Genomic DNA, 22,818 nt, shown 5'->3' on the forward strand with positions numbered 1-22,818 from the left:
GCAGATGAATTCTGTGAGTTGATGTCAGAAACTTGGAAAGAATGGTATGGCGACGTAATGAGCGAACCGGATCCGTACTTCTGGGCAAGCAAGTTGCACTTTTCTATTGATAGCGTGAGCTTTTATAACTACCCATACCTATTTGGTTTCTTGTTTAGCAAGGGTATCTATGCACAGCGAGAAAACAAAGGCGAAGCGTTTTACACCGATTACATCAATTTGCTGCGCGATACAGGCTGCATGATGGCGGAAGATGTCGTCGAAAAGCACCTGTCGATGGATTTAACCCAGCCAACGTTTTGGCAGCAGAGTGTTGAGCTAGTGCGTGAAAAAGTCGATGAGTTTGAGCGTTTGCTCGCACAGCGCGGCTAAGTTTTTCGCAGTGTTGATGCATAATCTGCTTTATAGCTACAAAAATTTGATCAAATCATAATGATCTTAATCAGGGCTGTGGTAAAGTTCACAGCCCTAACACTTTGTAATTGTTTGAAAATTAAACGCCTCAATGCTTGATTTGAGTGCCTGGCGCGAAAAGGCATCGGATTTTCGAGGGAAATAGTGATTTCTACTCATAAGTGAGATCGCAGCAACAAAAATCCTTTGTACAATTTATTAACATATCCGCCGTGCTATTAAGGAGTAACGCATGACGAAGTCTCTCTTTCGCCAATCGTTTTTAACTGACACGTTAGATGTTCATATTGATGTTGCACCAGCGGAGCAGGTGCTTTCTAGCGGTGTAAAACTTAAACTCTATCAGCGTGGTGTATTAGAAGTAATCCCTGCGAATTATACTCAGGATACGAAGAACATCATCATCTCTTGTGGGGTTCACGGAGATGAAACCGCACCGATGGAGCTGGTGGATTCCATTATTCAAGACATAGAATCTGGGTTCCAGACGGTCGATACCCGTTGTCTGTTCATTATCGCTCACCCAGAATCCACTCTGGCGCACACGCGATTCCTCGAAGAAAACCTCAACCGTCTGTTTGACGAAAAAGAACATAAACAGACAAAAGAGCTTGTTATCGCCGATACACTTAAGCTGCTTGTTCGAGATTTTTATCAGGATACCGACCCGACAACACGCTGGCACCTTGATTTACACTGCGCGATTAGAGGCTCGAAGCACTATACGTTTGCAGTAAGTCCTAAGACTCGTCATCCTGTGCGCAGCAAGGCATTGATCGATTTCTTGGACAGTGCACACATTGAAGCTGTGCTCCTGTCAAACTCACCATCGAGCACGTTTAGCTGGTACAGTGCCGAGAACTTTGGTGCGCAGGCTCTCACAATGGAGCTTGGACGCGTGGCTCGTATTGGTGAAAATGACCTCGATAAACTGACCGCGTTTGATTTGTCTTTACGTAATTTGATTGCGGAAACGAAGCCAGAACACCTACCAAAACCATGCATTAAGTATCGCGTAAGTCGCACAATCGTTCGTTTGAACGAAGACTTTGACTTTATGTTCGACGATAATGTTGAAAACTTCACCTCATTTGTTCACGGCGAAGTGTTTGGTCATGATGGCGACAAACCATTAATGGCGAAGAATGAAAACGAAGCGATTGTCTTCCCGAACCGCCACGTCGCAATAGGTCAACGTGCAGCTCTGATGGTTTGTGAAGTGAAAACCCGTTTTGAAGAGGGTGAGTTGGTTTACGATTAATCCAACATTGCTTTGAGAAGTTAATTGCAATTTACCGAGGCTTAACTGTAAGGTTAAGCCTCGTTTGTTTTTATCGGCCGCTATGGATTTTCAACAACTTATCCTGAACAAGGAACGACGCTGGCAACGTAACCTGATAGTTATGTCGATCGTGCTCGCTGTACTCTCTGCCATTCACTTGATGGTCGGAGAAATTTTCCTTTCTCCTTTTCAATCCTTATCTGCATTTGAACAGAAGTTATTGGTGGACTTGCGTTTACCGAGGTTAGTGTCTGCGGCAATTATTGGTGCTGCGTTAGCGGTATCTGGCGCGACGTTACAAGTGTTGCTTGGGAACGTGTTGGCTGAACCTGGCGTGCTCGGTATATCTGGTGGTGCAAGCTTAGCAATGGTCTTAATCATGTTCGCGTCACCTGTTCTTCCTACCCCGATTGTTTTTATGTTGGCAGCGATTGCAGGCTCGATGGTCTTCACGTTTGTTTTGGTGGCGATAGCAAGGGCAATGCACCTGACGACGGCTCGATTGCTTTTGGTTGGGGTCGCATTGGGTATTTTATCGAGTGCGATTGTGACGTGGGCTTTTTACTTTAGTGATGATCTTAGCTTACGCCAACTGATGTATTGGTTAATGGGCAGTATTGGCGGTGCGAGTTGGTATCAACATACCGTTACCTTGGTGATGTTACCGGTGCTCATCTGGTTATGTTGTAAAGGCAAATCGCTTGATAGATTGATGCTGGGTGAGATTCATGCGACCCAATTGGGTGTCGATGTGCATCAAATGCGTTGGAAATTGATCCTCGCCATTTCTGTTTTGGTGGGTAGTTCAGTCGCTTTGGGTGGCATCATCAGTTTTGTTGGTTTGGTGGTGCCGCACTTGTTGCGTTTGGCTTTTGGTACGGAAAACCGTTATTTATTGCCACTTTCTGCAATATCTGGTGCTGCGTTGCTTGTATTTGCTGACATCGGCGCAAGACTGTTATTGGACTCCGCAGAGTTACCTTTAGGTGTCATGACAACATCGATTGGCGCACCTATTTTCATCTGGATGCTGGTGAAGAGTCATGATGCACGTTAAACATATGTCGGTTGGTAGTCGATTATTGCCTCTTTCTTTTGAATGCAAAGCTGGCGAAATCGTACATATCGTTGGGCCTAATGGTTCCGGTAAGAGTACTTTATTGGCTGCGATTTCTGGTACGTTAAGTCACCGAGACGGTATGAGTGGTGAAGTGTACGTTGGCAACAAAAACTTGCTTACTTTACCGTTGTCAGAGCAAGCTCATGTTCGAGGTTATTTGTGTCAGCAATCGCGCCCAGCGTTTAATGTTGATGTGTTTCAGTATCTCGCTTTATCTCTGCCAAGTGGTGCTGAGATTGCGGATATCAAAGTGCGTGATGCCGTCAATATGGTGGTGGAGCTGGTACAACTGCAAGATAAGCTTCATCGCAGTATTCAAACATTATCCGGTGGTGAGTGGCAGCGTGTCCGATTAGCAGGTGTATGTTTGCAGGTGTGGCGTACCATTAATCCTTTTTCGCAGTTTTTAATTTTGGATGAGCCAGCAGCACCGTTAGATATTGCGCAAGAGGGTCTGCTCTATCAATTGATTAACGCTATGGCGGCGCAGGGAATTGGAGTATTGGTTGCTAATCACGATCTCAATCGCACATTAAAGCACGCAGATAAAGTATTGCTGCTTAACAACGGTGTGCTGCACTCATCAGGAAATGCCGATACTGTGCTAACGGAAGAAGCTCTCGGGGAAGTGTTCAATACTCAAGTCAAAAAGGTCATCGTAGATGAGCAACCTTATTTAATCTTTGATTAGTATTTAGGGACAATAAAAAACGACCTACTTGAGGTCGTTTCTTTAATCGAGAAAGCCAAACTTAACGCTTACTGAGTTAACGGTTTTAGATCTGCTGGGCGGTAGTAAACAGATTTGAGTACTTTGCCTTTACGAATGGTTTTACCTTCCGATACGAAATCTTCGGCGCATTTCGCGATGATGTATTCACCTTTCTGCACCGCCATCAACTTGATGCCTTGTTCTGCGTAGAATGCTTCTGTTTCTGAGTACTCTTGCTCGTTACGGCATACTTTGCTCATGTTGCTTGAATGTACTTCATCCCAGCAAGGAATAAACTCGATACCACGGTTTACCGCAACGTTTAATAGAAGATCAATTAAGTAGCTGATCGCCAGGTTGTCTTCTACTTTGCTGTGGCCAAGATGAACGAGACGGCCCATTAATACATACACGCTGTCTACGATGGCATCTGCTTGCTCAGTTTTACAATCTGCTTCTGCTAGCTCTGTTAGCTCTTCGATCGCCAAAGAGGTATGTAGTGTATCTGCTTGTGCATCAAGGCTTGCAGCGTCTGCGACTGGTAAGTCGAACGTACTACGGAACTCGGTGATATCACGGTATAAGTGATCAAAAATCTCTTGGGTTAGCTTTGACAGTTGCATTCTAATTTCCATTGAATCGATTGAAGCGGCAATGATACCAAACCGCACTTTGAACCCCAAGGGCATTGCATCTAACTGGTGATAAATCTGCCTTTGGGGAATGGTGGTGCTTAACGAAATAGGTAAGGGAACAGCTTTTTACGTTCTTCCTCTGAAAGGGCGGAAACACGAGCGATGTTCGTATCGGGAATGGATTCAGGATCAGGATAGTGTTTTAGTACCTTTTCCATACTCTCTTCGCGAATCAAATGGAAGATCGGGTAAGGAGAACGATTGGTCAGGTTTTCGTCGTCTTCAGGCCTTGCGCCGCCAAAACAGTAATCAGGATGGAAAGTCGCTACTTGGAAAATACCTTCCCAGTTTTGCTGCTTAATTAATCCTTCAACCCAATCTATGCAAAAGTTGTAGTCCCAGAAATCTTGTAGCATGTTGGGAACCACAACCAACGTGGTCTCAAGTTGTTCGGGCTCTGTGTTACTCAGCTCAATCAGTTGCAATAAAATATCTTCAAGAAGCGTTTCTTCTTGAGTCGCTTCACTAACAAAGATTTTGATTTGTTTATTACGTTGCGGCTTGGCAGCAAACGGACAAAGGTTGAGACCGATTACTACATCGTTGAGCCATTGATCGACCTGTTGAGTGATCGCTTCGATATCTGTGTTTTGTGTTGAACGCGTTGACATACGACTTTCTGGTTTTTATTAAAGTAGCGCAAGCATAGCAGAGTTGGTTATCCAAGTAACCAGAGAGGTATTACGCAAATGAGCGTACCTTAGCTACTCTTTAAACTCGCAGCGTCAGGTGTTTGGTCAGTGTGCTTTCTTTCGGCAATGTGTTTCAAATACGCAATCGCAGCAAACATCGCTAGGTAGACTGCGCTTCCCCCCATAAGAACACTCGACCAACCACCATGTTGCCAACAATAAAGAAGTAAGAATCCTCCCAAACTACCGCCTACATAGTAGTGTACTAAGTAGAGCGCAGTCGCGGTGGCTTTGGCGCGAGTGGCATTCTGACCGACCCAACCGTAGGCGAGGGTATGAGTAAAGAAGGCACCAAAACTTATCAGCAACAACCCAAATAGCATTGCAGTCAAGCTTTCAACCGCCGCAATCCACATCCCCGTCATGCTCACTATCGCGCCCAAGAACATGCCGAGGATTGATGAATAACGTTTACTCCAGTGGCCTGCGCAACGAGAGGAGAAAGTTCCTCCCAAGTAACAAATAAAGATCAGTGAGGCCAACCCGACGGGCACATTGTGAGGTTCACTCACCAGACGGAACCCCATTACGGAGTAAAGGTTGACGAACAAAGCAAAGTTGAGTCCTCCTATCAGCATCGCGAACCACACGCGTTGGTTTTTAAAATGACCAATAAGCGCACGATTTTGATGGCGCAAGCTGCTTGATGACGGGGTGAAGTTGCGCTGTGTTGGCAATAAATAGTGAACGCCAATGACACCAAGAAGAGTGAACACCATCATAACTTCAATGGCAACATCAACATTGAAATTGTCCGCCAATAAGCCGCCGCTAATACGTCCTGCAATACCGCCTAATGAGTTAGCCGCAATGTACGTTCCAATTGCCATCGAGAAAGCGTGCTTGTCGAGCTCTTCTGCCATGTAAGCCACGGCGACCGCAGCAAAAGCGGCGAGCGCGACACCGATCAGTGCTCGACATACCACCAAAAACAGGAATGAGTCACCAAACAGCATCAAAGCGGAAAGGGTAGGAATCGAAAACAGACCAGCCATCATGACTGGCTTTCGTCCCACTGATTCTGACAACACAGCCATCGGAACGAGGCTAAAAGAGAGAGCGAGTGTTGAGGCCGCAAATAACCAGTTCACTTGCGTTTCTGAGATCGTGAAAATTTGGGCAAAAGTGGGCAGCATTGGCTGTAGTAGGTATAAATTTGAAAAAACTAAGAAGGAACCAAGCGCTAGCGAGAGCGTAATGCGTTTGTATTCCGGTGTGCCAAAACTGACCATGAATCCTGCCTAATGTGAGCAAATGGAGAGACTGTGATCAATCTATCAGTTCGTTATAAATTAAAAAAATATATTAAAAATATGGACACCATATATTTTTGATCTAATGGAATCGAAACAACTTAAACATTTTCTGGCGGTCGCTGAACATGGAAATATTACCCATGCGGCGAAAGCCCTGCATATTGCCCAGCCCGCATTAAGCATTTCTATCAAAAAGTTTGAGCAGTCTTTGGGCGTTACCCTATTTCGCCGTGATGATAAAAAAATCAGCTTAACGAAAGAGGGCGAAACGCTACTTATACATGCCAAGCGGGTGATTCAACAGTTGCACGACGCGCAGCTCGCGATTGATGAGTTGAAAGGCTTAGCGAAAGGCGAAGTAAGGCTCGGGACGCCATCAATGATGGGCAGTTATTTCTTTCCACGAATTGTGATGGCGTTTAAAAGCCAGTTCCCGGAGTTAAAATTGACCTTGGTCGAAGCTGGGACTCAATCGATTCGTCGTATGCTGCTCAATGGTCAACTCGATATCGGTGTGATCAGTTGTGATAACGTGCCTGATGACCTAGAAACTGACCATTTGTTTACTAGCCAAATGGTCGCAGTTGTTTCACCTGAGCATGAGTTAGCCCAGCGAGACGCTCTTACTTTTGATGAGTTCTTTGAACACGATTTGGTTATGTTTCAGCATGGCTATTTTCACCGTGAATTTTTGGATCAGGTGAGTGAGGAGCATGGGTTTACCATGAAGTCATCATTCGAGACCAACTTACTGCCTTTGATTTTGAGTATTGTGAAACAAGAGTTTGCGATTACCGCGTTACTGGAATTGGTGACTCAACATGAGTCGGGCGTTGTTGGCCTACCGTTTGAACCACCCGTTACGCTGGATCTGGCACTTGCTTGGCGCAAGCAGGGGTACTTATCAATAGCAGATCGAACGTTTATCGACTTTATCAAGCGCTACGTTTAAATGCAGCGCAGATTCATCGTCCGAGCACTAGTCGCCTTTGTACATCTTCTCGAAGTTCTTTGGGTTCCAGCCAATCATTACCCGATCACCAATTTTTAAAACAGGCACTGAACGAGCACCAAGCGCATCAAGTTCTTTGCGACCGCGTTGCATCTTAGCATTGCACAAACGATAGTTAATATTTTTCGAATCCAGATAACGTTGAGCATCTTTGCAGTGAGGGCATTTATCTTTGACGTAAAGAACGACACGTTTCATTGAATTTCTCTCCATTATCATTGGGAGGCGAAGTTTAACGGCCTTTCGTCATAAATGAAAGGCGAAAGCTAAGGTGAAACTGTCCTTTATCTCAGGTATATTGAGCGCCTTTATTTTGTCATAACAGACGTTAACTCTATGCATCCGTCACTTCGATACATTCAGGGCTACCCACAAAACATCGTAGAGCAGGTGAGCTCATTGATAGCGAGTGGCATGTTTGTTCCTTGGTTCGAAAAGCGTTATCCCGATAGGCACCAAATCAAAAGCGAAAGGGCGCTCTATGAGTACGCCATGGCAATCAAAAACCGCTACATGAAGAAAGCCGCGCCAATCAGTAAAGTTGTCTACGATAAGAAAATTCACGCCGTAAACAACGCGCTTGGTTTGCACAGTGTAATCAGTAGAAACCATGGCGGTAAGCTGAAGTCGAAAAACGAGATTCGCATTGCCAATGTATTTAAGGATGCGCCCGAGCCACTATTAAGAATGCTGGTGGTACATGAGTTGGCGCATACTCGTGAGAAAAACCACGACAAGGCGTTCTATCAGCTATGTTGCTATATGGAGCCTGAGTATCACCAACTCGAATTTGATGCTCGTTTGTTTATGATTTACCTCGATTTAAAAGCGAATTTGAATGAAGAACAATAATCACAACGCGAAGCAAGCAAAGCCAAAGACTTCAATGGCGGGTCAGAATAAAGACGCGAATAAAGCCAAGCCGAAGCGTGTTAAAGACAAAGTTGCGCGCAAATCCTCGCAGCCTGCAGGAAAGAGCGAAGTCGAGTTCATAAAAATAGCGAAGAATGGTTTGCATGAGCGTAATGTTCATCGAGGTCGTTACGATTTTAAAAAACTCGTGGAAAGTGAACCACAGTTAAAGCCATTCGTTATCAAAAATCCGAAAGGGGAAGACTCCATAAACTTCTCTGATCCTAATGCTGTTAAAATGCTCAATAAAGCATTGCTTGCTGCGTATTATGGTATCGAGTTCTGGGACATTCCCGACACCTACCTTTGCCCACCGATTCCGGGCCGCGCTGATTACATTCACCGAGTGGCAGAACTACTTGATGGTGAAGTAAAAGGTCAGTACGCGCACCAAAAAGTGAAAGCGTTGGACATTGGCGTGGGAGCAAACTGTATTTATCCGATTGTTGGTGTAACAAAATACGGTTGGCACTATACGGGCAGCGATGTCGATCCAAAATCCATCCAATCGGCTCAAACGATCGTAGAGCACAATCGTGTTTTGACGGGAAAAATTGCACTGGTACAGCAATACAATGATGCCAATATTTATCGAGGTATCATTCAACCGAATGATCGTTATGATGTGACGACATGTAATCCGCCATTCCACCGTTCGGCGGAAGATGCCGCTATGGGCAGCCAGCGTAAAATCGATAATCTAAAAGCAAACCAGCGCAAGAAAGGGCTAAAACCTCAAACCGCACAAGTAAAGACAAGTAAGCCCGCGTTGAATTTTGGCGGTCAAAACGCTGAATTGTGGTGTGAAGGTGGAGAAGCGGCGTTTATCCGAAAAATGGCGAATGAAAGCCAAGCTTTTGCCGCGCAGGTCTTGTGGTTTACAACCCTTATATCCAAAAAAGACAACGTTCGTCCGATGCGCAAGCAGCTTGAAAAATTGGGTGTGAAAGCCATTCGTGTGGTTGAAATGAGTCAAGGGCAGAAAGTGAGCCGCTTTGTAGCTTGGTCATACATGGATAAGCAACAGCGCAAAGCATGGATTGAACTAAAGTAACGTTGACCGTTTCACACTGAACAATAAAGTAGGAAGCCCGCTGATATCAGCGGGCTTCTATTTTGGGAGATCTAAAACTTAATGTTGGGCTCACAATCTAGTGAACTGAGAGAGACAAAAGTATCTGTTTTGGCATAGTACAAGCCACAGGTTTCACCTCTTATCTGCAACGTATATTGGTCTGGAAGATCCTTATAGCTGCCATCCAACAGTTGATTGTTGTTCCCTTTTACTCGTCCTTTTTCAATCAACAAATGCGGTGAAGATTCAAATACGTTATTTGCGATTCTAGGTGCTGGTGTCCCTTGGATTTCTGCGATCGCGTTTTGAATTTCTATGACTGTTTCCGGAGAGTTCTTTTTACTCAATGCTTCAACGGGTTCTTGTGACATAGCTTGACATCCTATCAAAGAAATTGAAGTGCCTAGGAAAAGCGCCACCCGAATCAGCATTCGTAAAAAGCTAGTTGATCTCAACATGAATTGCCTCTGTTCGTAGCGGAGAGCGAAGATCGCTTAACTCCGGAGATGAAATGTTACGCGGCATGGCGTTGAAACTTGAAGGGGATACTGGCGGACAGGTTCCAGTTTCCATGTAGTTTAGTGCCGCAGAAAGCATACCTTCAGATGGATCGCCTAATGGTTTTGTTAGGTCGTCATTGACCCAGCAACCTTCCACTCTATTGTCTAAGCCTAGCTCGGTATTGATTTGGCTCTTTGGAGTAGGAATAAAACCATCAGCGAAGTCGCCAAATTTTTTCTCGTTCGCCGACTTGAACTGAATAGTGTAGTACATAGTGCCGCAGTTTTGTTCTGGTGAGAACCCATACGGTTTACCTGTGGTTGTTGAGCCTATTTGGATAACCTCCACATCAATGCCGCGCAAAGCGTTGATTAGCAGTTCACTTGAGGAAGCCGTGCCTCCTGAAGTCAGCACATATACGCGCTTTTTGTTCAGTGTCGGAAGCACTTGGTCCGAATATTTCTGTGCTGCCCAGTCTATTGCTAGATTTGTAAAGCGATAGATGTTATCCCCATCTTTAATGGTACGCATCACTTTGTCATTGTGAATCAACTCACTGAAGACTCGGTTCTGACCAGCACTGCTTAGCATGTAGCCTACTTGCGAGGACTGAAGGACTAAGCCACCGCCGTTGTAACGTAAATCAACGACGATCTCGTCAACATTCTCTGCTGAGAGCGTACTGAACGCCTCAATAAGCGGGGCTTGAGCGCTTGGTTCAAAGGAGTTGTATTGCAGATAGCCGATCCGCATACCATTGTGTGTAATCACTTTGGCATTTTTAACTGGAGAGGTCATGACATCAGAGGCGGTAAGCGTCACGGTTTTCACTAGACCGTCGACACTCTCAAATGTGAAGGTGTAATCTTGATTGATGTCAGGGTTAAAGAGCGTTTTATTAATAAAATCAATGTCGGACTGACTACCGGTGTTAACCACATCAATATTATTGATTTTCAGAAGCTTATCACCACGAGCAATGCCGCTTCTATCAGCTGGAGAGGCTTCTTCATTGTAGGAAATACGAACGTCTCGAGGTTGTACGCCACGTAAGAATGCCCAGTTGAAACCAAATCCAGCAACTAAACCGGATTGCGATGATTTCATCTCATCTTCATAAGGGACGGTAAAATGGAAGCGATCTTTGGGTTTACCCGTCGCGGTAGTAGCAGAGGTGACCAGCGTATTGAAGTAATCAGTAACAGTTTTGTAGTTTGCTGGATTATTATCAGGAACCTCGTCATACCATAGGTACGTTTCGTTAGTAAAAGCTCTTAAAAAGAGTTTTTCGTGCAATGTAGAGCCCAATTTATCTGGATAGGCGGCATAGTTGTCATATGGGTCCAGTCCGACGCGGGGCGTTTCACATTGGTTGATAAACGTTTTCGACGGTTGGCTATAATCACCGGCTTTCCATGTTGGTCCAGTTGCGCTGCTAGTTGACGGAGTAGGTGATGAACCATCACCGCCGCCACCGCCACAGCCTTGTAATAATGCGAGAGTGACTGCCGTTGCTAAAGAATACTTAAATTTCACTTTTCTATGTCCTTATAAATAATAGAATTATAATTATGTGTTTTGCTTTTGTTTTTATTAGCTAGGTGAATGTATTAATTTAATTTGTTCGTCTGCAAATTTATAGTTAAATAGTGTGAGGTAAATAACGTAAAAAAGTTGTCTTTTATACTTAAGCTAAATTAGTCATTACTTAAGTTTTCTGTCTATTTCAAAAGAGCTAACAAGACAATTAATAAGTGTGAAATTAAGACAAGTTCTTAGTTGACTAAGCGATGCTTGCTAAATAAAAATCAGAATTAGATTCAGGAAACGCTTTGAATCAATAGTTTGGTAGGGATATATGATGTTATCTGGGGTTTGTTTGATTTATTTGTCTGATGCTTTAACTTAATTTAGTGAGTTGAGCGACGTGCTTTAATAGGCTTCCGTCAATGTTAGGTAAATCATCAGCGAAAAATATCTGAGCACCGGGAGTGCAGCGCATTAATATATTTATTAGTTCACCTTCATTGTTGGAAGTGTTAACTGCGTTAAGTTTCGCTAATTTATTACAAAGCTCGTCCTCTATTTGCACTTTCTGCTCTTCGGTGAGCCTAATGCGACCTATACATACGCCTGGGTTGATATCATGAGAAAGCGAATCTTGTTGAAATCGCTCTTTGAATAAGGTGTCTAATGCCGTACCTTCTTCCATAATAAATCGACGACCAGAACGGTAAAACAAGCCGTCTCCGAAGTTTTCGACATATCCTAGAATTTCCGCGATACGCAAATAGAATCGTAAGCTTGTATCAGAAAGTCCGTAAGTTTGGGCTATCTCTTGCGGTTTAATATCACGAGAAGTCAGCATATAAATAAAATCAAGTAAGTAAGGATGCTCAACGAAAAGGGCGCTCTCTTCATCTGTTAGCATTTGCTCGTTTTGGTGCTGAAGCTCGTTGGCTAAGGTTGCGAGTTCGATGAGATCGGTATTCAGGTAGTTCAGATAAATAAGTACTTTATCCAAACCTAAAGCTGGATTATGTAGGTGGCGTTTAATACTAGATAAAGGGATGCCACTTTTCTCTGACAAGGAATTGTAGCAAAGCCCTTCTTCTTTAATCTTTTGTCGTAGCGCTGCAAGTAAAAACTTTGGTCCAACATTCATCCTTGAATATCACCTTATTCGTTATTCCGTTTACTGGCTGATATTTTGCCTTTCAAGCAGCAGGTTTCGAATCGCTGTGCCTGCTTCTAGAATGTGCTTTTTCAGTAGGTACTTGGCGCCTTCGATATCGCGATTTTGGCACATTTCAAACAAGCTTAAGTGCTCTTCTTCTGCCTTTTTAATGCCTGTAGTAAACAATAGCTGCATGCGTATGTATCGGTCACACTTTGTGTTCAGGTTGTAAATGACGTCCATAGTTTCAGGCATGTTGGCTGGCGCATATAGGGCTTTGTGGAACTCGTAGTTGTAGTTGCTCCATTCTTCTACTTCGTCGCCACTGTTCACTACTGACTCGAAACGTTCGCGAACTTCGCGCGCGCGTTCAAGGTCAGCGTCTGTCATATTTTGAATCGCGCGCTCTAAAATGTGGCATTCCACGACAGCGCGCAGTTCAAATAGCTCATTGATTTTCTCTGGAGATAGCTCAGTGACCGTCGCACCTTTGTGAGGTTCAAAGCTAACGAGTCCTTGTGCTTCCAATTGAACTAACGCTTCACGCACAGGAATTCGGCTAACATTAAACTCTTTTGCTAACGCATCTTGACGTAAAGGTTGACCAGTTTTTAACTCGCCCTTCAAGATCTGAGTTCGAATTGCTTCCTCAACGAGCTGAGTGCGCGTTTTAAAAACAGGTTTCTGTGACATTGAAGTCTCCCGTGAAATTAATATTGTATCCAATCCATTTTACTTTAGTAGTTTATTGTTTTTCTGGCACAAACCAACTAGGAAAGAAGGTTTTGAGAAGTAGAGTGAAATAAAAGGCATCAGTTGATGCCTTTTTGAGCCATTTGGTGGGCTTATTGGGACACACTGCCATCTATGGCGCGTTGGATACCCAGTGGGTTCGACGCTTTTAATGAATCCGGCAATAAAGATTCTGGCAAAGCTTGATAAGAGACCGGACGCAACCAACGATGAATAGCCTCCGCACCGACAGATGTTGAGGCAGAATTGGTTGAAGCCGGATATGGTCCACCATGAACCATAGCGTAACCAACCTCGACGCCAGTTGGCCAACCGTTGAATACAAGGCGTCCGGCGATTTCTTCCAAACTTGGAAGCAGTTGCTTGGCTTGTTCTTCGTCTTCAGCGGTAGCGTGAAGGGTTGCGGTGAGCGATCCAGTCAGTGAATCACTCAGTTTCAACATGTCATCGAAATCTTCACAGATTACGATTAACGATTGAGGACCAAATATTTCTTCCTCCCATTGCGGGTTTTCACGCCAGTTTTTACTGTCCGTCACGAACAGTGCTGGTGAGACATTGGTCGCTTCTGCTTGTTCAGAACGAGTGACGTTAATGCCTGTTTCGGAAGCTCGCTTATCCACTTCGGATTCATACGTTTCTCGGATTCCTTGCGTTAGCAAAGTGGCCGTTGATTGTTGTCGAATTAACCCTTGAGCGATTTCGATAAAGGCTTGCGTTTCTGGGCTATTCAAGACAAATACAACGCCTGGTTTTGTACAAAATTGTCCACAGCCCAAAGTCATAGAAGCCACAAATTCTTCAGCCAATGATGCGTTTGCCCGTATGGCTGAAGGGAGAATAAATGTTGGATTAATCGCCCCTAGTTCGCCATAGAAGGGGATTGGCTCTGGTCTTTGCTGGGCTAGATTGAACAGCGCACGGCCACCACCGACTGAACCTGTAAACCCAACCCCTTTAATTTTTGGATGGGTAACGAGTGCTTGGCCAAGTGCACGTTTGTTACCTTGCAATAGCGTGAAGATGGCTTGCGGTAAGCACTCTTTCTCAAGTGCAGCCTCAATACACTCAGCAACAAGTTGACTGGTGCCAGGGTGGGCGGTATGGCCTTTTACAATCACAGGGCAGCCAGCAGCCAGTGCCGAAGCCGTATCACCACCTGCAGTAGAAAATGCGAGCGGAAAATTAGACGCACCAAACACGGCGACAGGGCCAATTGCGATTTGTTGACGGCGAATATCTGGTTTTGGCAGTGGTTGACGGTTTGGGTTTGGCGTATCGAAGATTGCTTGATAGTGATTACCCGAGCTCACAACCTCGGCAAATAGTCGTAATTGGTTGGCGGTACGTCCTATTTCACCGCTTAAACGTGCTTCGGGAAGGGCAGTTTCTAAATGAGCACGAGCAACGATTTCTTCACTCTTCTTTTCCAATTCAGAGGCGATAGAGCAAAGTAAGCTCGCTCGCTTTGCATTGCTTAGTTGGCGAAACTCACGCGCAACGCTTTGGGCGGCTGAGGCTGCTTGATTAACTTCTTGCTCCCCATGCACCGGAAACTCTGTGGGTAGAGGCTCACCAGTAAAGGCGTTGACTGCGTAAAAAGTGGTTGGTTCTTGTGGGTTCATCATTCTTCCTTACTATCCTTATTACTTCACTTCAAATCCGTACGCATATGGGTCTTCATCGTCTACCCATATCGTGTTGTGACCGTATACTTGTGCCCATCCTTCAATACTTGGCAAAATAGCGGCTTTGCCATTCACTTCGGTAATGCCTTCTATACGTCCTTGAAATAGGCTGCCGATGATACTTTCGTGAACAAAGTCTTCCCCTTGATTGAGTTTGCCTCTTGCATGCCATTGCGCCATGCGTGCACTTGTGCCCGTACCACATGGCGAGCGATCCAACGCTTTGTCACCGTAAAACACAGCATTTCGAGCGGTGGCGTTTTCTTGTGTGGGCTCTCCGCTCCATAGCACGTGAGAAACACCGCATACTGTAGGATCTTCTGGATGTACGCACTCAACCGCTCTAGATACCGCTTCGCGAACTTTTGGTGAAAGCATCAAAATTTCATCTGGAGAGTAGTGTTCAAGTCCGGCGTAGCTTTCTTGAGGATCGACGATTACGTAATAGTTTCCGCCATAAGCAACATCGACAGTGAGCTCACCTAAGCCCTCTATGTCCACGGTTACGTCTTGGTGGGCAAGGTAAGCTGGTACGTTAAATATCTTCACCGACGTGACCTTGTCACCTTTTGTTTGGTAGTGCACTTCGATTTGTCCTGCTGGGACATCAAGTATCAAACGGCCTTCTTTTTTGGGAGTGATAAGGCGATTCTCGATAGCGGTAGTGACGGTTCCAATGGTGCCGTGGCCACACATTGGTAAGCAGCCACTGGTTTCAATAAACAGAATTGAAGCGTCTGCGTTATCGCTGCAAGGAGGCAAGACAACTGACCCCGACATCATTGAGTGTCCGCGAGGCTCAAACATGAGTGCCTGACGAATCCAATCATAATGCTCAAGAAAGTATTGGCGCTTTTCGCTCATGGTATTGCCTTCGAGTGGAGGCACACCGCCTGCGACCAGCCTAACTGGGTTGCCGCAGGTGTGGGCATCAATACAGAAAAAAGTTCCTTGTCTCATTTTTCGCTCCTTGCTGAAAAAATGGTTGAATTAAACAATAGTGATGTTAACGTAATGTAAAATATATTGTATACAATCTACGTTTTCAAGTGTGACTCGGAGCATATTTATGTTGGTCAAGGATGAAACCAAAAAGGAAAGGATCGCCGTGATAGGTGCGGGGATTATTGGCTTATCAATTGGATTGAAGTTGCAGCAGCAAGGTTATCAAGTCACGATTTTTGATCCCAATGGCGTGGGGAATGGATGCTCTAAGGGAAATGCAGGTCATATCGCGACTGAGCAAATCTTCCCTCTTGCAACGCCAGCGCTGCTTCCACAATTACCTAAAATGCTGCTAGATTCCAAAAGTCCGGTTTCGATCCGTTGGCAAGATATTCCAAACACAATCGGGTGGATGATTCGTTTTCTATTACAAACCAAGCCATCAGCCGCGGAGCGGGCAAAAAACGCGATTAAGAGTCTTAACGAGCGGTCAGTGGCAAGTTGGCGTGGCGTGCTTGATTCAATCGGAAAAGCGCATCTAATAAAAATGAATGGTTCATTGCTCACTTTTGAAAACGAGAAACTGTTTCAGAATTATCAAAGTACGCTTAACTCACTGGCTAAAAACGGTGTGACGCATCAAGTTTGGACACAAGAGGCGATTCGAGAGCGAATACCTGATCTCAGCCATAAGGTTCGTATCGGAGTCTTTTTTCCCGAAACCGGTCATACGCTAGACCCTTATCAGCTCTGTGCTGAGCTAAGTGAAGCTTTTGAAGTTCTTGGCGGTAAGGTTTTACAAAAAGGTGTATCTGCGTTGGCGAAAAATGGCGATGTGCTGGTTGAGTCTCAAACACATTCATTTGACCGAATCATTGTTGCCGCTGGTGTACATTCTAAGCCTTTGATACGGCAACTAACCGGAGTCAAAGTGCCTATTCAAGCCGAGCGTGGTTATCACCTAATGGTGGATGACAAGCGTGATGTACTGCCATTTCCTATTAGCTCTGCCGATAGAAAATTCATCATGACTCCGATGTCAGGTGGGCTACGCTTGGCAGGCACTGTGGAGTATGCCGATGTAGAATCACCACCCAATATGAAACGTTCAGAAATGCTTTTTCAGTTAGGTGATGAGATGTTTGAATCGGGGTTACATTCACTCAAGCAAGGAGAAAAGTGGATGGGTAATCGGCCTTCAACAGTCGACTCGTTACCGGTTATTGATAGCATTTGGGATGGAAATGTATTACTGGCATTTGGCCACCAACACCTTGGATTAACTCAAGCGGCGATTACGGCAGATCTCCTTTTAGAGCTTATCGAAGGAAAGCCGACATCGATTGATCTTTCACCTTTTTCATTACAACGATTTGCCTGAAAAATTTAATATTAAATATTGTATAAAATATATTAAATGCTAATGTTAACTTAATTTTAACAAAAACTGGTATCCAACAGCCGTACTCGGATGCCTCCAGAAAAACAACCAAAAGGAGTAAAACGTGTCACGAATGACCAAAGCACCATTGGCGCTGTTGATCTCAGGAATGCTGTTGGGGACCTCTGCTTATGCTGAAGACAAATTGACGGTCGTATCTTGGGGTGGTGCATTCACCAAGAGCCAAGTGGAGGCATATCATAAGCCTTTCATTAAAAAAACAGGTGTTGAGATCGTATCCGAGGATTTCAGCGGCGGATTAGCCGAAATTAAAGCACAGGTGGAAGCGAACAATGTGCGCTGGGATTTGGTTTCTCTCGACAAGCCGGACATTGTTCGTGGTTGTGCAGAAGGGCTATTAGAACCAGTGAGCCCAAGTATTTTGCCTCCGGGAGCTGATGGAACACCAGCACAAGAGGATTTTATTGATGGTGCGATTCACGAATGCGCAATCAATACCATCGTTGTGTCCACTGTATTAGCGGTGAACGAAGACGCGTTTAAAGGTAAGGCTTTGCCAAGCAAGTTGACCGATCTTTTTGACCTAAAAACTTTTCCAGGTCGACGTGCATTGCAAAAACAACCTCAGGGCAATCTTGAGTGGGCACTATTGGCTGATGGTGTAAAGCCAGAAGAGGTCTACAGCCTGCTCGAAACCGAAGCGGGGCGTGAGCGTGCTTTTGCTAAGTTGGATACGATCAAATCAGAAGTACTGTGGTGGACAACAGGTGCCCAGCCACCTCAAATGCTTGCAGACAAAGAAGTGGTGATCGCCTCGGCGTTTAACGGCCGAATCCACAATGCCCGTAAAGATGAAGGTCAACCATTTCGGATTATATGGGACCGTCAAATGGGTTACATGAATGGATGGGCGATACCTAAAGGGAGTGAGAACACAAAGCTTGCATTGGACTTTATTGCTTTTTCTTCAGGAACAAAACCATTAGCTGATCAAGCTAAGTACGTTGCCTATGGGCCTACGCGTAAGTCGTCTTCGGCGGAGGTGAACCCAGACATTTTAGCGAACCTTCCTACCGCACCTCAAAACTTCCAAACCGCCTTCCTGATTAACGATGAATGGTGGTCAGACTACGCGGATGAACTCAATGAAGAGTTCAACACCTGGCTGCTTAACTAGGCGTTAATTTTTGTATGGGGCCGAGTTTTCATCCATAAGCGAGGTTCCGTACTTTTCCTCAACTGTATTTATGTTTTCGGAGAAATGATGAAAGTCATCGAAGCACAGCAAGTCGCGCAATGTTTAACAATGAAGTCTCTTATTGAAACGATGCGTGAAATGTACTCGCGGCCAGCAACAATACCTCAACGCCGAGTCATGCCCTTAGAAGAGGGAGAATACGAGGCGTTTGCGCTACTTCCTGCTTGGAACCAGGAGTTAATTGCGGTGAAAGCCTTTACGTATTTCCCGCATAACCCCGAGCAAGGAAAAGATACGCTTGCATCTAAGCTGCTTGTTTTTAGACGAAACGATGGTGAGCCGCTCGCACTCGTGGACGGTAAAGTTTTAACGTTTTGGCGCACCGCCGCAGCTTCTGCGTTGGCAGCGGACTATTTGGCGCGTCCCGGTGCTGATCGTCTGTTGATCTGCGGAACGGGCAATCTTGCGCCTTATTTTGCGTGGGCATACGCTGCGGTTCGCCCACTTAAGCAGGTTTATATTTGGGGGCGTAACTCAGACAAAGCCGAGGCGACGGTAGATGCCATTGTGTCATCTTCAGAGTATCAATCGCTTCCTGATGAGCGTCGGTTCCGTGTTTCAGTCGTAGAAAAAGTGGACCACGTTATCAAACACGTTGACATCATCAGCTGTATTACCGCATCAGCAGAGCCTTTGTTTAATGGCGCAGACGTGCTGCAGGGCACCCATATTGATTTGGTCGGTAATCATGATTTGGACAAGCGTGAATGCGACTCTAAAGCAGTGCAACGAGCACAGGTGTATGTTGATAGCCGTATTAATGTATTAGCCGAAGCGGGCGATCTTCTCATTCCAATTCAAGAGGGCGTGTTCACTTCAGACGATATCAAAGGGGAATTACCGCAGCTTTGCGCCCAACAAATCTCAGGACGTCAAAACGATGAGGTCATTACTTTATACAAATCAGTTGGCAGTGCTTTGGCTGATTTGGCCGCTGTAAAGGCGGTGTTGTTAGAAAATGGCATAGATAGCCATGTCTGAGCATTTTCGCTCGTTCATTTAAATTGCATACAATATACATATAAGGAAGGTAGTTCATGAAAATTGATTGGAAAGGTGTTTATCCGGCGGTCAGTACGCAATTCCGTCAAGATCAGTCAATCGACTTAGACGCAACGCAAACTGTTATAGATAACCAAATTAAAGATGGTGTGAATGGCATTATCTGCTTGGGTACTGTCGGTGAGAACTGTGCGTTGTACCCGGAGGAGAAACGCCAGGTCTTGCAAGCGGCAAAAGAAGTCGTAAATGGCCGTGTGCCTTTGATTGCTGGTACAGCAGAGTCTATTACCACAGCAGCTGTTGATTACATGCAGGATGCGCACAAAATTGGTATCGATGGTTGTATGGTGATGCCTGCCATGGTTTACCGCACGTCTGAGAGCGAAACGTTCGAATATTACCGCACGCTAGCAGAAGCAACGCCAGAAATGCCAATCATGATTTACAACAACCCGGTTGCTTATGGTGTCGATGTAAACCTCGATATTATGGCGAAACTGGCTGAGTTTGAAAGTATTGTAGCTATCAAAGAGTCGACCACTGATACTCGTCGTATCACTGAGCTTTACAATAAATTTGATGACCGCTTTACCGTGTTCAGTGGTGTTGATGACATCGCTCTTGAATCATTGATGCTAGGTGCGACCGGCTGGATTTCTGGTTTAACCAACGCATTCCCAGAAGAATCCGTCGCGATTTATAAACTGGCAAGCCAAGGTCGTTATGCTGAAGCGTTAGAAATCTACCGTTGGTTCTTACCGCTACTGCGTTTAGACACCATTCCTACGCTGGTTCAGTGCATAAAATTGGCCGAGCAAGTCTGCGGACGTGGCTCTGAACAAGTTCGTGCGCCACGCCAACTCTTACAAGGTGAAGAGCGTCAACAAGTCATTCAAATGGTTGAACATGCGTTAGAAACCCGCTTAGACCTATCCAAATACAATCTGTAATTGTGCTGTTTAGTAGAGCGTTAACTGACGCTCTACTCATTCGTAATATTCAAAAAATGAGAAGAGGGAAGTCATGAGCACGGAAAACAAGGACTATGTCAGCTTTCAACACGTTAAGAAAACCTACGATGGCACGAATTTGGTGGTGAAAGACTTCAACTTAGATATTACTCCTGGAGAGTTCGTTACTATGTTGGGGCCGTCAGGATCGGGCAAGACCACTTGCTTGATGATGCTAGCAGGCTTTGAAACTGCGACCGGTGGAGACATTTATATCGATGGCGTTCCTGTCAATCATCTCGCGCCGCACAAGCGCGATATTGGTATGGTGTTTCAAAACTATGCGTTGTTTCCACATATGACCATTGCTGAGAATCTTGCGTTTCCTTTAAAGGTGCGAAAACTCGACAGTGACACGATTCAAAGCAAAGTTCAGAGTGTATTAGAAATGGTCGAGCTTGAGCATGTTGCGACTCGATACCCGAAGCAGTTATCAGGTGGTCAACAACAGCGTGTTGCGTTAGCGCGAGCATTAGTGTTTGAGCCTAAACTCGTGTTGATGGATGAACCACTAGGCGCGTTAGATAAGCAGCTGCGTGAGCAAATGCAGATGGAAATTAAACATTTGCATGAAAAGCTTGGCATTACCATTTTGTATGTGACGCACGATCAAGACGAAGCTCTCACTATGTCCGACCGTATTGCGGTTTTTAATCACGGCGAAGTGCAACAACTCGCGACACCAACCGAGCTTTATGAATCTCCGAGTAATACGTTTGTTGCGCAGTTTATCGGAGAAAACAACCAACTCTCAGGTTTAGTCAAAGAGTGGAACGGAAAGTATTGCCAAGTGCTCGTTGGGAAAGAGTTATTTACTGCGAAACCTGTCAGAGTCTCTGAGCAAGGGCAGAGAACAACACTTTCCATTCGACCAGAAAAGATTGTTATTCAACCAGAGAAAGCGTCTTGTGAGAACCAAGTCTCGGGCGTCCTACGAGAATTGATTTATCACGGTGATCATTATCGTCTGGTCGTCGAAGTAGAGAGCGTTGGTCACTTCATCGTTAAAGTACCTAACGATAATCGTAAACACTTGCAGTTAACGCCTGGCTCAATTTGTCGTATTGGTTGGCAAAGTGACGATTGCCATGCTCTTGATGGGACACAAACTCAAAGTAGCGAGGTAGCAGCATGAGTCGAGAGCTAACCGCATTAGATTCTGTATTGGAAATCGAACGCCAAGTTCATGAGCAAGAAACCAATTTGAAAGCGCAGTTGCAAAAGGCCGAGCGCCGAAAAAAGCTTCGCTCCATTATGCTCACAACGCCATTGGTGTGTTTTATTCTGCTTACGTTTGCTTTTCCTATCCTCGACATGCTTTATCGAAGCGTGGATAACCGAGAAATATCCCTGTCACTACCACAAACTATTCAAGCCTTAGAAAGTTGGGATTATCAAGGTCAGCCTCATCAAGAAGTCATTGAGGCATTCTCTGTTGAAGTACTTGCGCTTTATCAAAGCAAAGAGCTGCCGAAAATAGCCAACCGGATGAATATTGAAGAGTCTGGTATGCGCAGTTTACTCATGAAAACCGGCAGAAAGTTGTCTCGTTTGACGTCGCTGCCGAGCTCGGTGACACAGTTGGCTAAGCTGGATAAGCGATGGACTAATCCTAAATATTGGGCGGCGTTTAAGAATCTTAGTGGCGCATTAACATTCAGTCACTATCTTGCAGCGCTAGACTTGCAAGTGAATGAGTTTGGAGACATTGAGCCCCAACCAGAAAAACGCCAAATATACGTCGACCTTTTCTTTAAAACTTTTTGGATGTCTATTTCAATCACCTTAATTTGTTTGGTGATGGCGTACCCCGTTGCTTACCTGCTTGCCAATTTACCTGATAAGCGCGCGAACTTACTTTTAATTATTGTGCTGCTGCCATTTTGGACATCATTGTTAGTCAGAACCACGTCTTGGATTGTTCTGCTGCAAAACCAAGGGGTCATTAATGATCTCCTTATTTGGTCGGGTTTTACTTCTGAGCGAATTCAGATGATTCACAATACCTTCGGAACGGTGGTGTCTATGGTGCACATTCTGTTGCCTTTTATGATCCTGCCTCTGTATAGCGTAATGAAAGGAATTAGCCCAACTTATTTCCGTGCCGCTCGTTCTCTAGGCGCGACGCCTTTCATTGCGTTCATCAAAGTTTATATGCCGCTTACGTTACCGGGGATAGGTGCGGGGGCCTTGCTTACTTTCATTCTTTCTATTGGCTTCTACATTACGCCCGCTTTGGTTGGTGGAAGAAGCGGACAGATGATCTCCAATATGATTGCCTATCATATGCAGACATCACTGAACTGGGGGATGGCTGGCGCATTGGGTGGACTGCTTTTGTTCGTTGTACTGGTTCTGTTTTATATATTCAACCGTGTGGTTGGTATTAATAACCTTAAGGTAGGAGGATAA

At 45.0% G+C, this 22,818-nt stretch carries 22 protein-coding genes and 1 pseudogene; 13 read left to right on the forward strand and 10 right to left on the reverse strand.

Going from position 1 to position 22,818, the window contains the following annotated elements; genetic code table 11:
• The 4 genes and pseudogenes from IQR33_RS32405 to btuD all read left to right on the forward strand — a co-directional run.
• Window positions 1-372: pseudogene (locus IQR33_RS32405) on the forward strand (oligoendopeptidase F); the annotation flags it as partial.
• Window positions 373-646: 274 nt separating this feature from the next.
• The gene (locus IQR33_RS06385; RefSeq protein WP_017820882.1) at window positions 647-1,675 is read left to right on the forward strand and encodes a succinylglutamate desuccinylase; all 1,029 of its coding nucleotides are present in this window, start codon (window positions 647-649) and stop codon (window positions 1,673-1,675) included.
• Between the two features lie 82 nt (window positions 1,676-1,757).
• Window positions 1,758-2,753, forward strand: a complete 996-nt coding sequence (btuC, locus tag IQR33_RS06390) for a vitamin B12 ABC transporter permease BtuC (protein WP_193837426.1) — start codon at window positions 1,758-1,760, stop codon at window positions 2,751-2,753.
• Window positions 2,740-3,507: a vitamin B12 ABC transporter ATP-binding protein BtuD gene (gene btuD / locus IQR33_RS06395; protein WP_080960060.1), complete on the forward strand. Its 768-nt coding sequence runs from the start codon at window positions 2,740-2,742 to the stop codon at window positions 3,505-3,507. Before btuC ends, btuD begins: the two co-directional genes overlap by 14 nt.
• Before the next feature lie 68 nt (window positions 3,508-3,575).
• On the opposite strand, the gene IQR33_RS06400 is transcribed toward btuD, so the two are convergent.
• The 3 genes from IQR33_RS06400 to IQR33_RS06410 form a co-directional block, all read right to left on the reverse strand.
• On the reverse strand, window positions 3,576-4,151 hold the full coding sequence (locus IQR33_RS06400) for a nucleoside triphosphate pyrophosphohydrolase family protein (protein ID WP_005397767.1): 576 nt from the start codon (window positions 4,149-4,151) through the stop codon (window positions 3,576-3,578).
• A gap of 110 nt (window positions 4,152-4,261) precedes the next feature.
• Window positions 4,262-4,834, reverse strand: coding sequence for a DUF1415 domain-containing protein (locus IQR33_RS06405; RefSeq protein WP_017633946.1), 573 nt, complete (start codon window positions 4,832-4,834; stop codon window positions 4,262-4,264).
• Between the two features lie 89 nt (window positions 4,835-4,923).
• Window positions 4,924-6,147 (reverse strand): MFS transporter, encoded by a 1,224-nt coding sequence (locus IQR33_RS06410; RefSeq protein ID WP_005377873.1) that lies wholly within the window; start codon window positions 6,145-6,147, stop codon window positions 4,924-4,926.
• A gap of 106 nt (window positions 6,148-6,253) precedes the next feature.
• Here IQR33_RS06410 and IQR33_RS06415 point away from each other — a divergent pair, with 106 nt between their 5' ends.
• Window positions 6,254-7,123 carry a LysR family transcriptional regulator gene (locus IQR33_RS06415; RefSeq protein ID WP_005377872.1) on the forward strand — a complete coding sequence of 290 codons (870 nt, stop codon included), beginning with the start codon at window positions 6,254-6,256 and terminating at the stop codon, window positions 7,121-7,123.
• A 27-nt stretch (window positions 7,124-7,150) separates the two neighbouring features.
• Here the strand turns inward: IQR33_RS06415 and IQR33_RS06420 are convergent, their stop codons facing one another.
• Window positions 7,151-7,381, reverse strand: coding sequence for a glutaredoxin family protein (locus tag IQR33_RS06420; protein ID WP_005377871.1), 231 nt, complete (start codon window positions 7,379-7,381; stop codon window positions 7,151-7,153).
• A gap of 138 nt (window positions 7,382-7,519) precedes the next feature.
• On the opposite strand from IQR33_RS06420, the gene IQR33_RS06425 reads away from it, so the two are divergent.
• Both IQR33_RS06425 and rlmF read left to right on the forward strand, forming a co-directional pair.
• On the forward strand, window positions 7,520-8,035 hold the full coding sequence (locus IQR33_RS06425) for a M48 family metallopeptidase (protein WP_053303159.1): 516 nt from the start codon (window positions 7,520-7,522) through the stop codon (window positions 8,033-8,035).
• Complete coding sequence (gene rlmF / locus IQR33_RS06430) at window positions 8,022-9,149, forward strand: 23S rRNA (adenine(1618)-N(6))-methyltransferase RlmF (protein ID WP_017633948.1); 1,128 nt, start codon at window positions 8,022-8,024, stop codon at window positions 9,147-9,149. Before IQR33_RS06425 ends, rlmF begins: the two co-directional genes overlap by 14 nt.
• A gap of 71 nt (window positions 9,150-9,220) precedes the next feature.
• Here the strand turns inward: rlmF and IQR33_RS06435 are convergent, their stop codons facing one another.
• The 6 genes from IQR33_RS06435 to IQR33_RS06460 all read right to left on the reverse strand — a co-directional run bounded on the left by IQR33_RS06435 (window position 9,221) and on the right by IQR33_RS06460 (window position 15,749).
• Window positions 9,221-9,541 carry a hypothetical protein gene (locus IQR33_RS06435; RefSeq protein ID WP_017633949.1) on the reverse strand — a complete coding sequence of 107 codons (321 nt, stop codon included), beginning with the start codon at window positions 9,539-9,541 and terminating at the stop codon, window positions 9,221-9,223.
• Window positions 9,542-9,611: 70 nt separating this feature from the next.
• Window positions 9,612-11,207: a S41 family peptidase gene (locus IQR33_RS06440; protein WP_193837425.1), complete on the reverse strand. Its 1,596-nt coding sequence runs from the start codon at window positions 11,205-11,207 to the stop codon at window positions 9,612-9,614.
• Window positions 11,208-11,571: 364 nt separating this feature from the next.
• Entirely contained in the window at window positions 11,572-12,336 is a 765-nt protein-coding gene (locus tag IQR33_RS06445; RefSeq protein WP_017633951.1) for a hypothetical protein, read from the reverse strand.
• A 30-nt stretch (window positions 12,337-12,366) separates the two neighbouring features.
• Window positions 12,367-13,041, reverse strand: coding sequence for a GntR family transcriptional regulator (locus IQR33_RS06450; RefSeq protein WP_005377862.1), 675 nt, complete (start codon window positions 13,039-13,041; stop codon window positions 12,367-12,369).
• Between the two features lie 152 nt (window positions 13,042-13,193).
• A complete protein-coding gene (locus IQR33_RS06455) occupies window positions 13,194-14,726 on the reverse strand; it encodes an aldehyde dehydrogenase (NADP(+)) (protein WP_017633952.1) in 1,533 nt (510 codons plus the stop codon).
• Window positions 14,727-14,747: 21 nt separating this feature from the next.
• Window positions 14,748-15,749 (reverse strand): 4-hydroxyproline epimerase, encoded by a 1,002-nt coding sequence (locus tag IQR33_RS06460; protein ID WP_017633953.1) that lies wholly within the window; start codon window positions 15,747-15,749, stop codon window positions 14,748-14,750.
• Between the two features lie 109 nt (window positions 15,750-15,858).
• On the opposite strand from IQR33_RS06460, the gene IQR33_RS06465 reads away from it, so the two are divergent.
• The 6 genes from IQR33_RS06465 to IQR33_RS06490 all read left to right on the forward strand — a co-directional run bounded on the left by IQR33_RS06465 (window position 15,859) and on the right by IQR33_RS06490 (window position 22,818).
• Window positions 15,859-17,115 carry an NAD(P)/FAD-dependent oxidoreductase gene (locus tag IQR33_RS06465; protein WP_017633954.1) on the forward strand — a complete coding sequence of 419 codons (1,257 nt, stop codon included), beginning with the start codon at window positions 15,859-15,861 and terminating at the stop codon, window positions 17,113-17,115.
• Window positions 17,116-17,239: 124 nt separating this feature from the next.
• Window positions 17,240-18,313 carry a polyamine ABC transporter substrate-binding protein gene (locus tag IQR33_RS06470; protein WP_017633955.1) on the forward strand — a complete coding sequence of 358 codons (1,074 nt, stop codon included), beginning with the start codon at window positions 17,240-17,242 and terminating at the stop codon, window positions 18,311-18,313.
• Between the two features lie 87 nt (window positions 18,314-18,400).
• Window positions 18,401-19,375 carry an ornithine cyclodeaminase family protein gene (locus tag IQR33_RS06475; RefSeq protein WP_193837471.1) on the forward strand — a complete coding sequence of 325 codons (975 nt, stop codon included), beginning with the start codon at window positions 18,401-18,403 and terminating at the stop codon, window positions 19,373-19,375.
• Between the two features lie 56 nt (window positions 19,376-19,431).
• Complete coding sequence (locus IQR33_RS06480) at window positions 19,432-20,346, forward strand: dihydrodipicolinate synthase family protein (protein WP_033905160.1); 915 nt, start codon at window positions 19,432-19,434, stop codon at window positions 20,344-20,346.
• 73 nt (window positions 20,347-20,419) lie between these two features.
• The gene (locus IQR33_RS06485; RefSeq protein WP_005377849.1) at window positions 20,420-21,541 is read left to right on the forward strand and encodes an ABC transporter ATP-binding protein; all 1,122 of its coding nucleotides are present in this window, start codon (window positions 20,420-20,422) and stop codon (window positions 21,539-21,541) included.
• The gene (locus IQR33_RS06490) at window positions 21,538-22,818 is read left to right on the forward strand and encodes an ABC transporter permease (protein WP_053350407.1); all 1,281 of its coding nucleotides are present in this window, start codon (window positions 21,538-21,540) and stop codon (window positions 22,816-22,818) included. The genes IQR33_RS06485 and IQR33_RS06490 overlap by 4 nt, the downstream gene beginning before the upstream one ends.

It is taken from the genome of Vibrio sp. OPT46, from assembly GCF_015163535.1.
In the GTDB taxonomy this organism is placed as follows: Bacteria; Pseudomonadota; Gammaproteobacteria; order Enterobacterales; family Vibrionaceae; genus Vibrio; species Vibrio alginolyticus.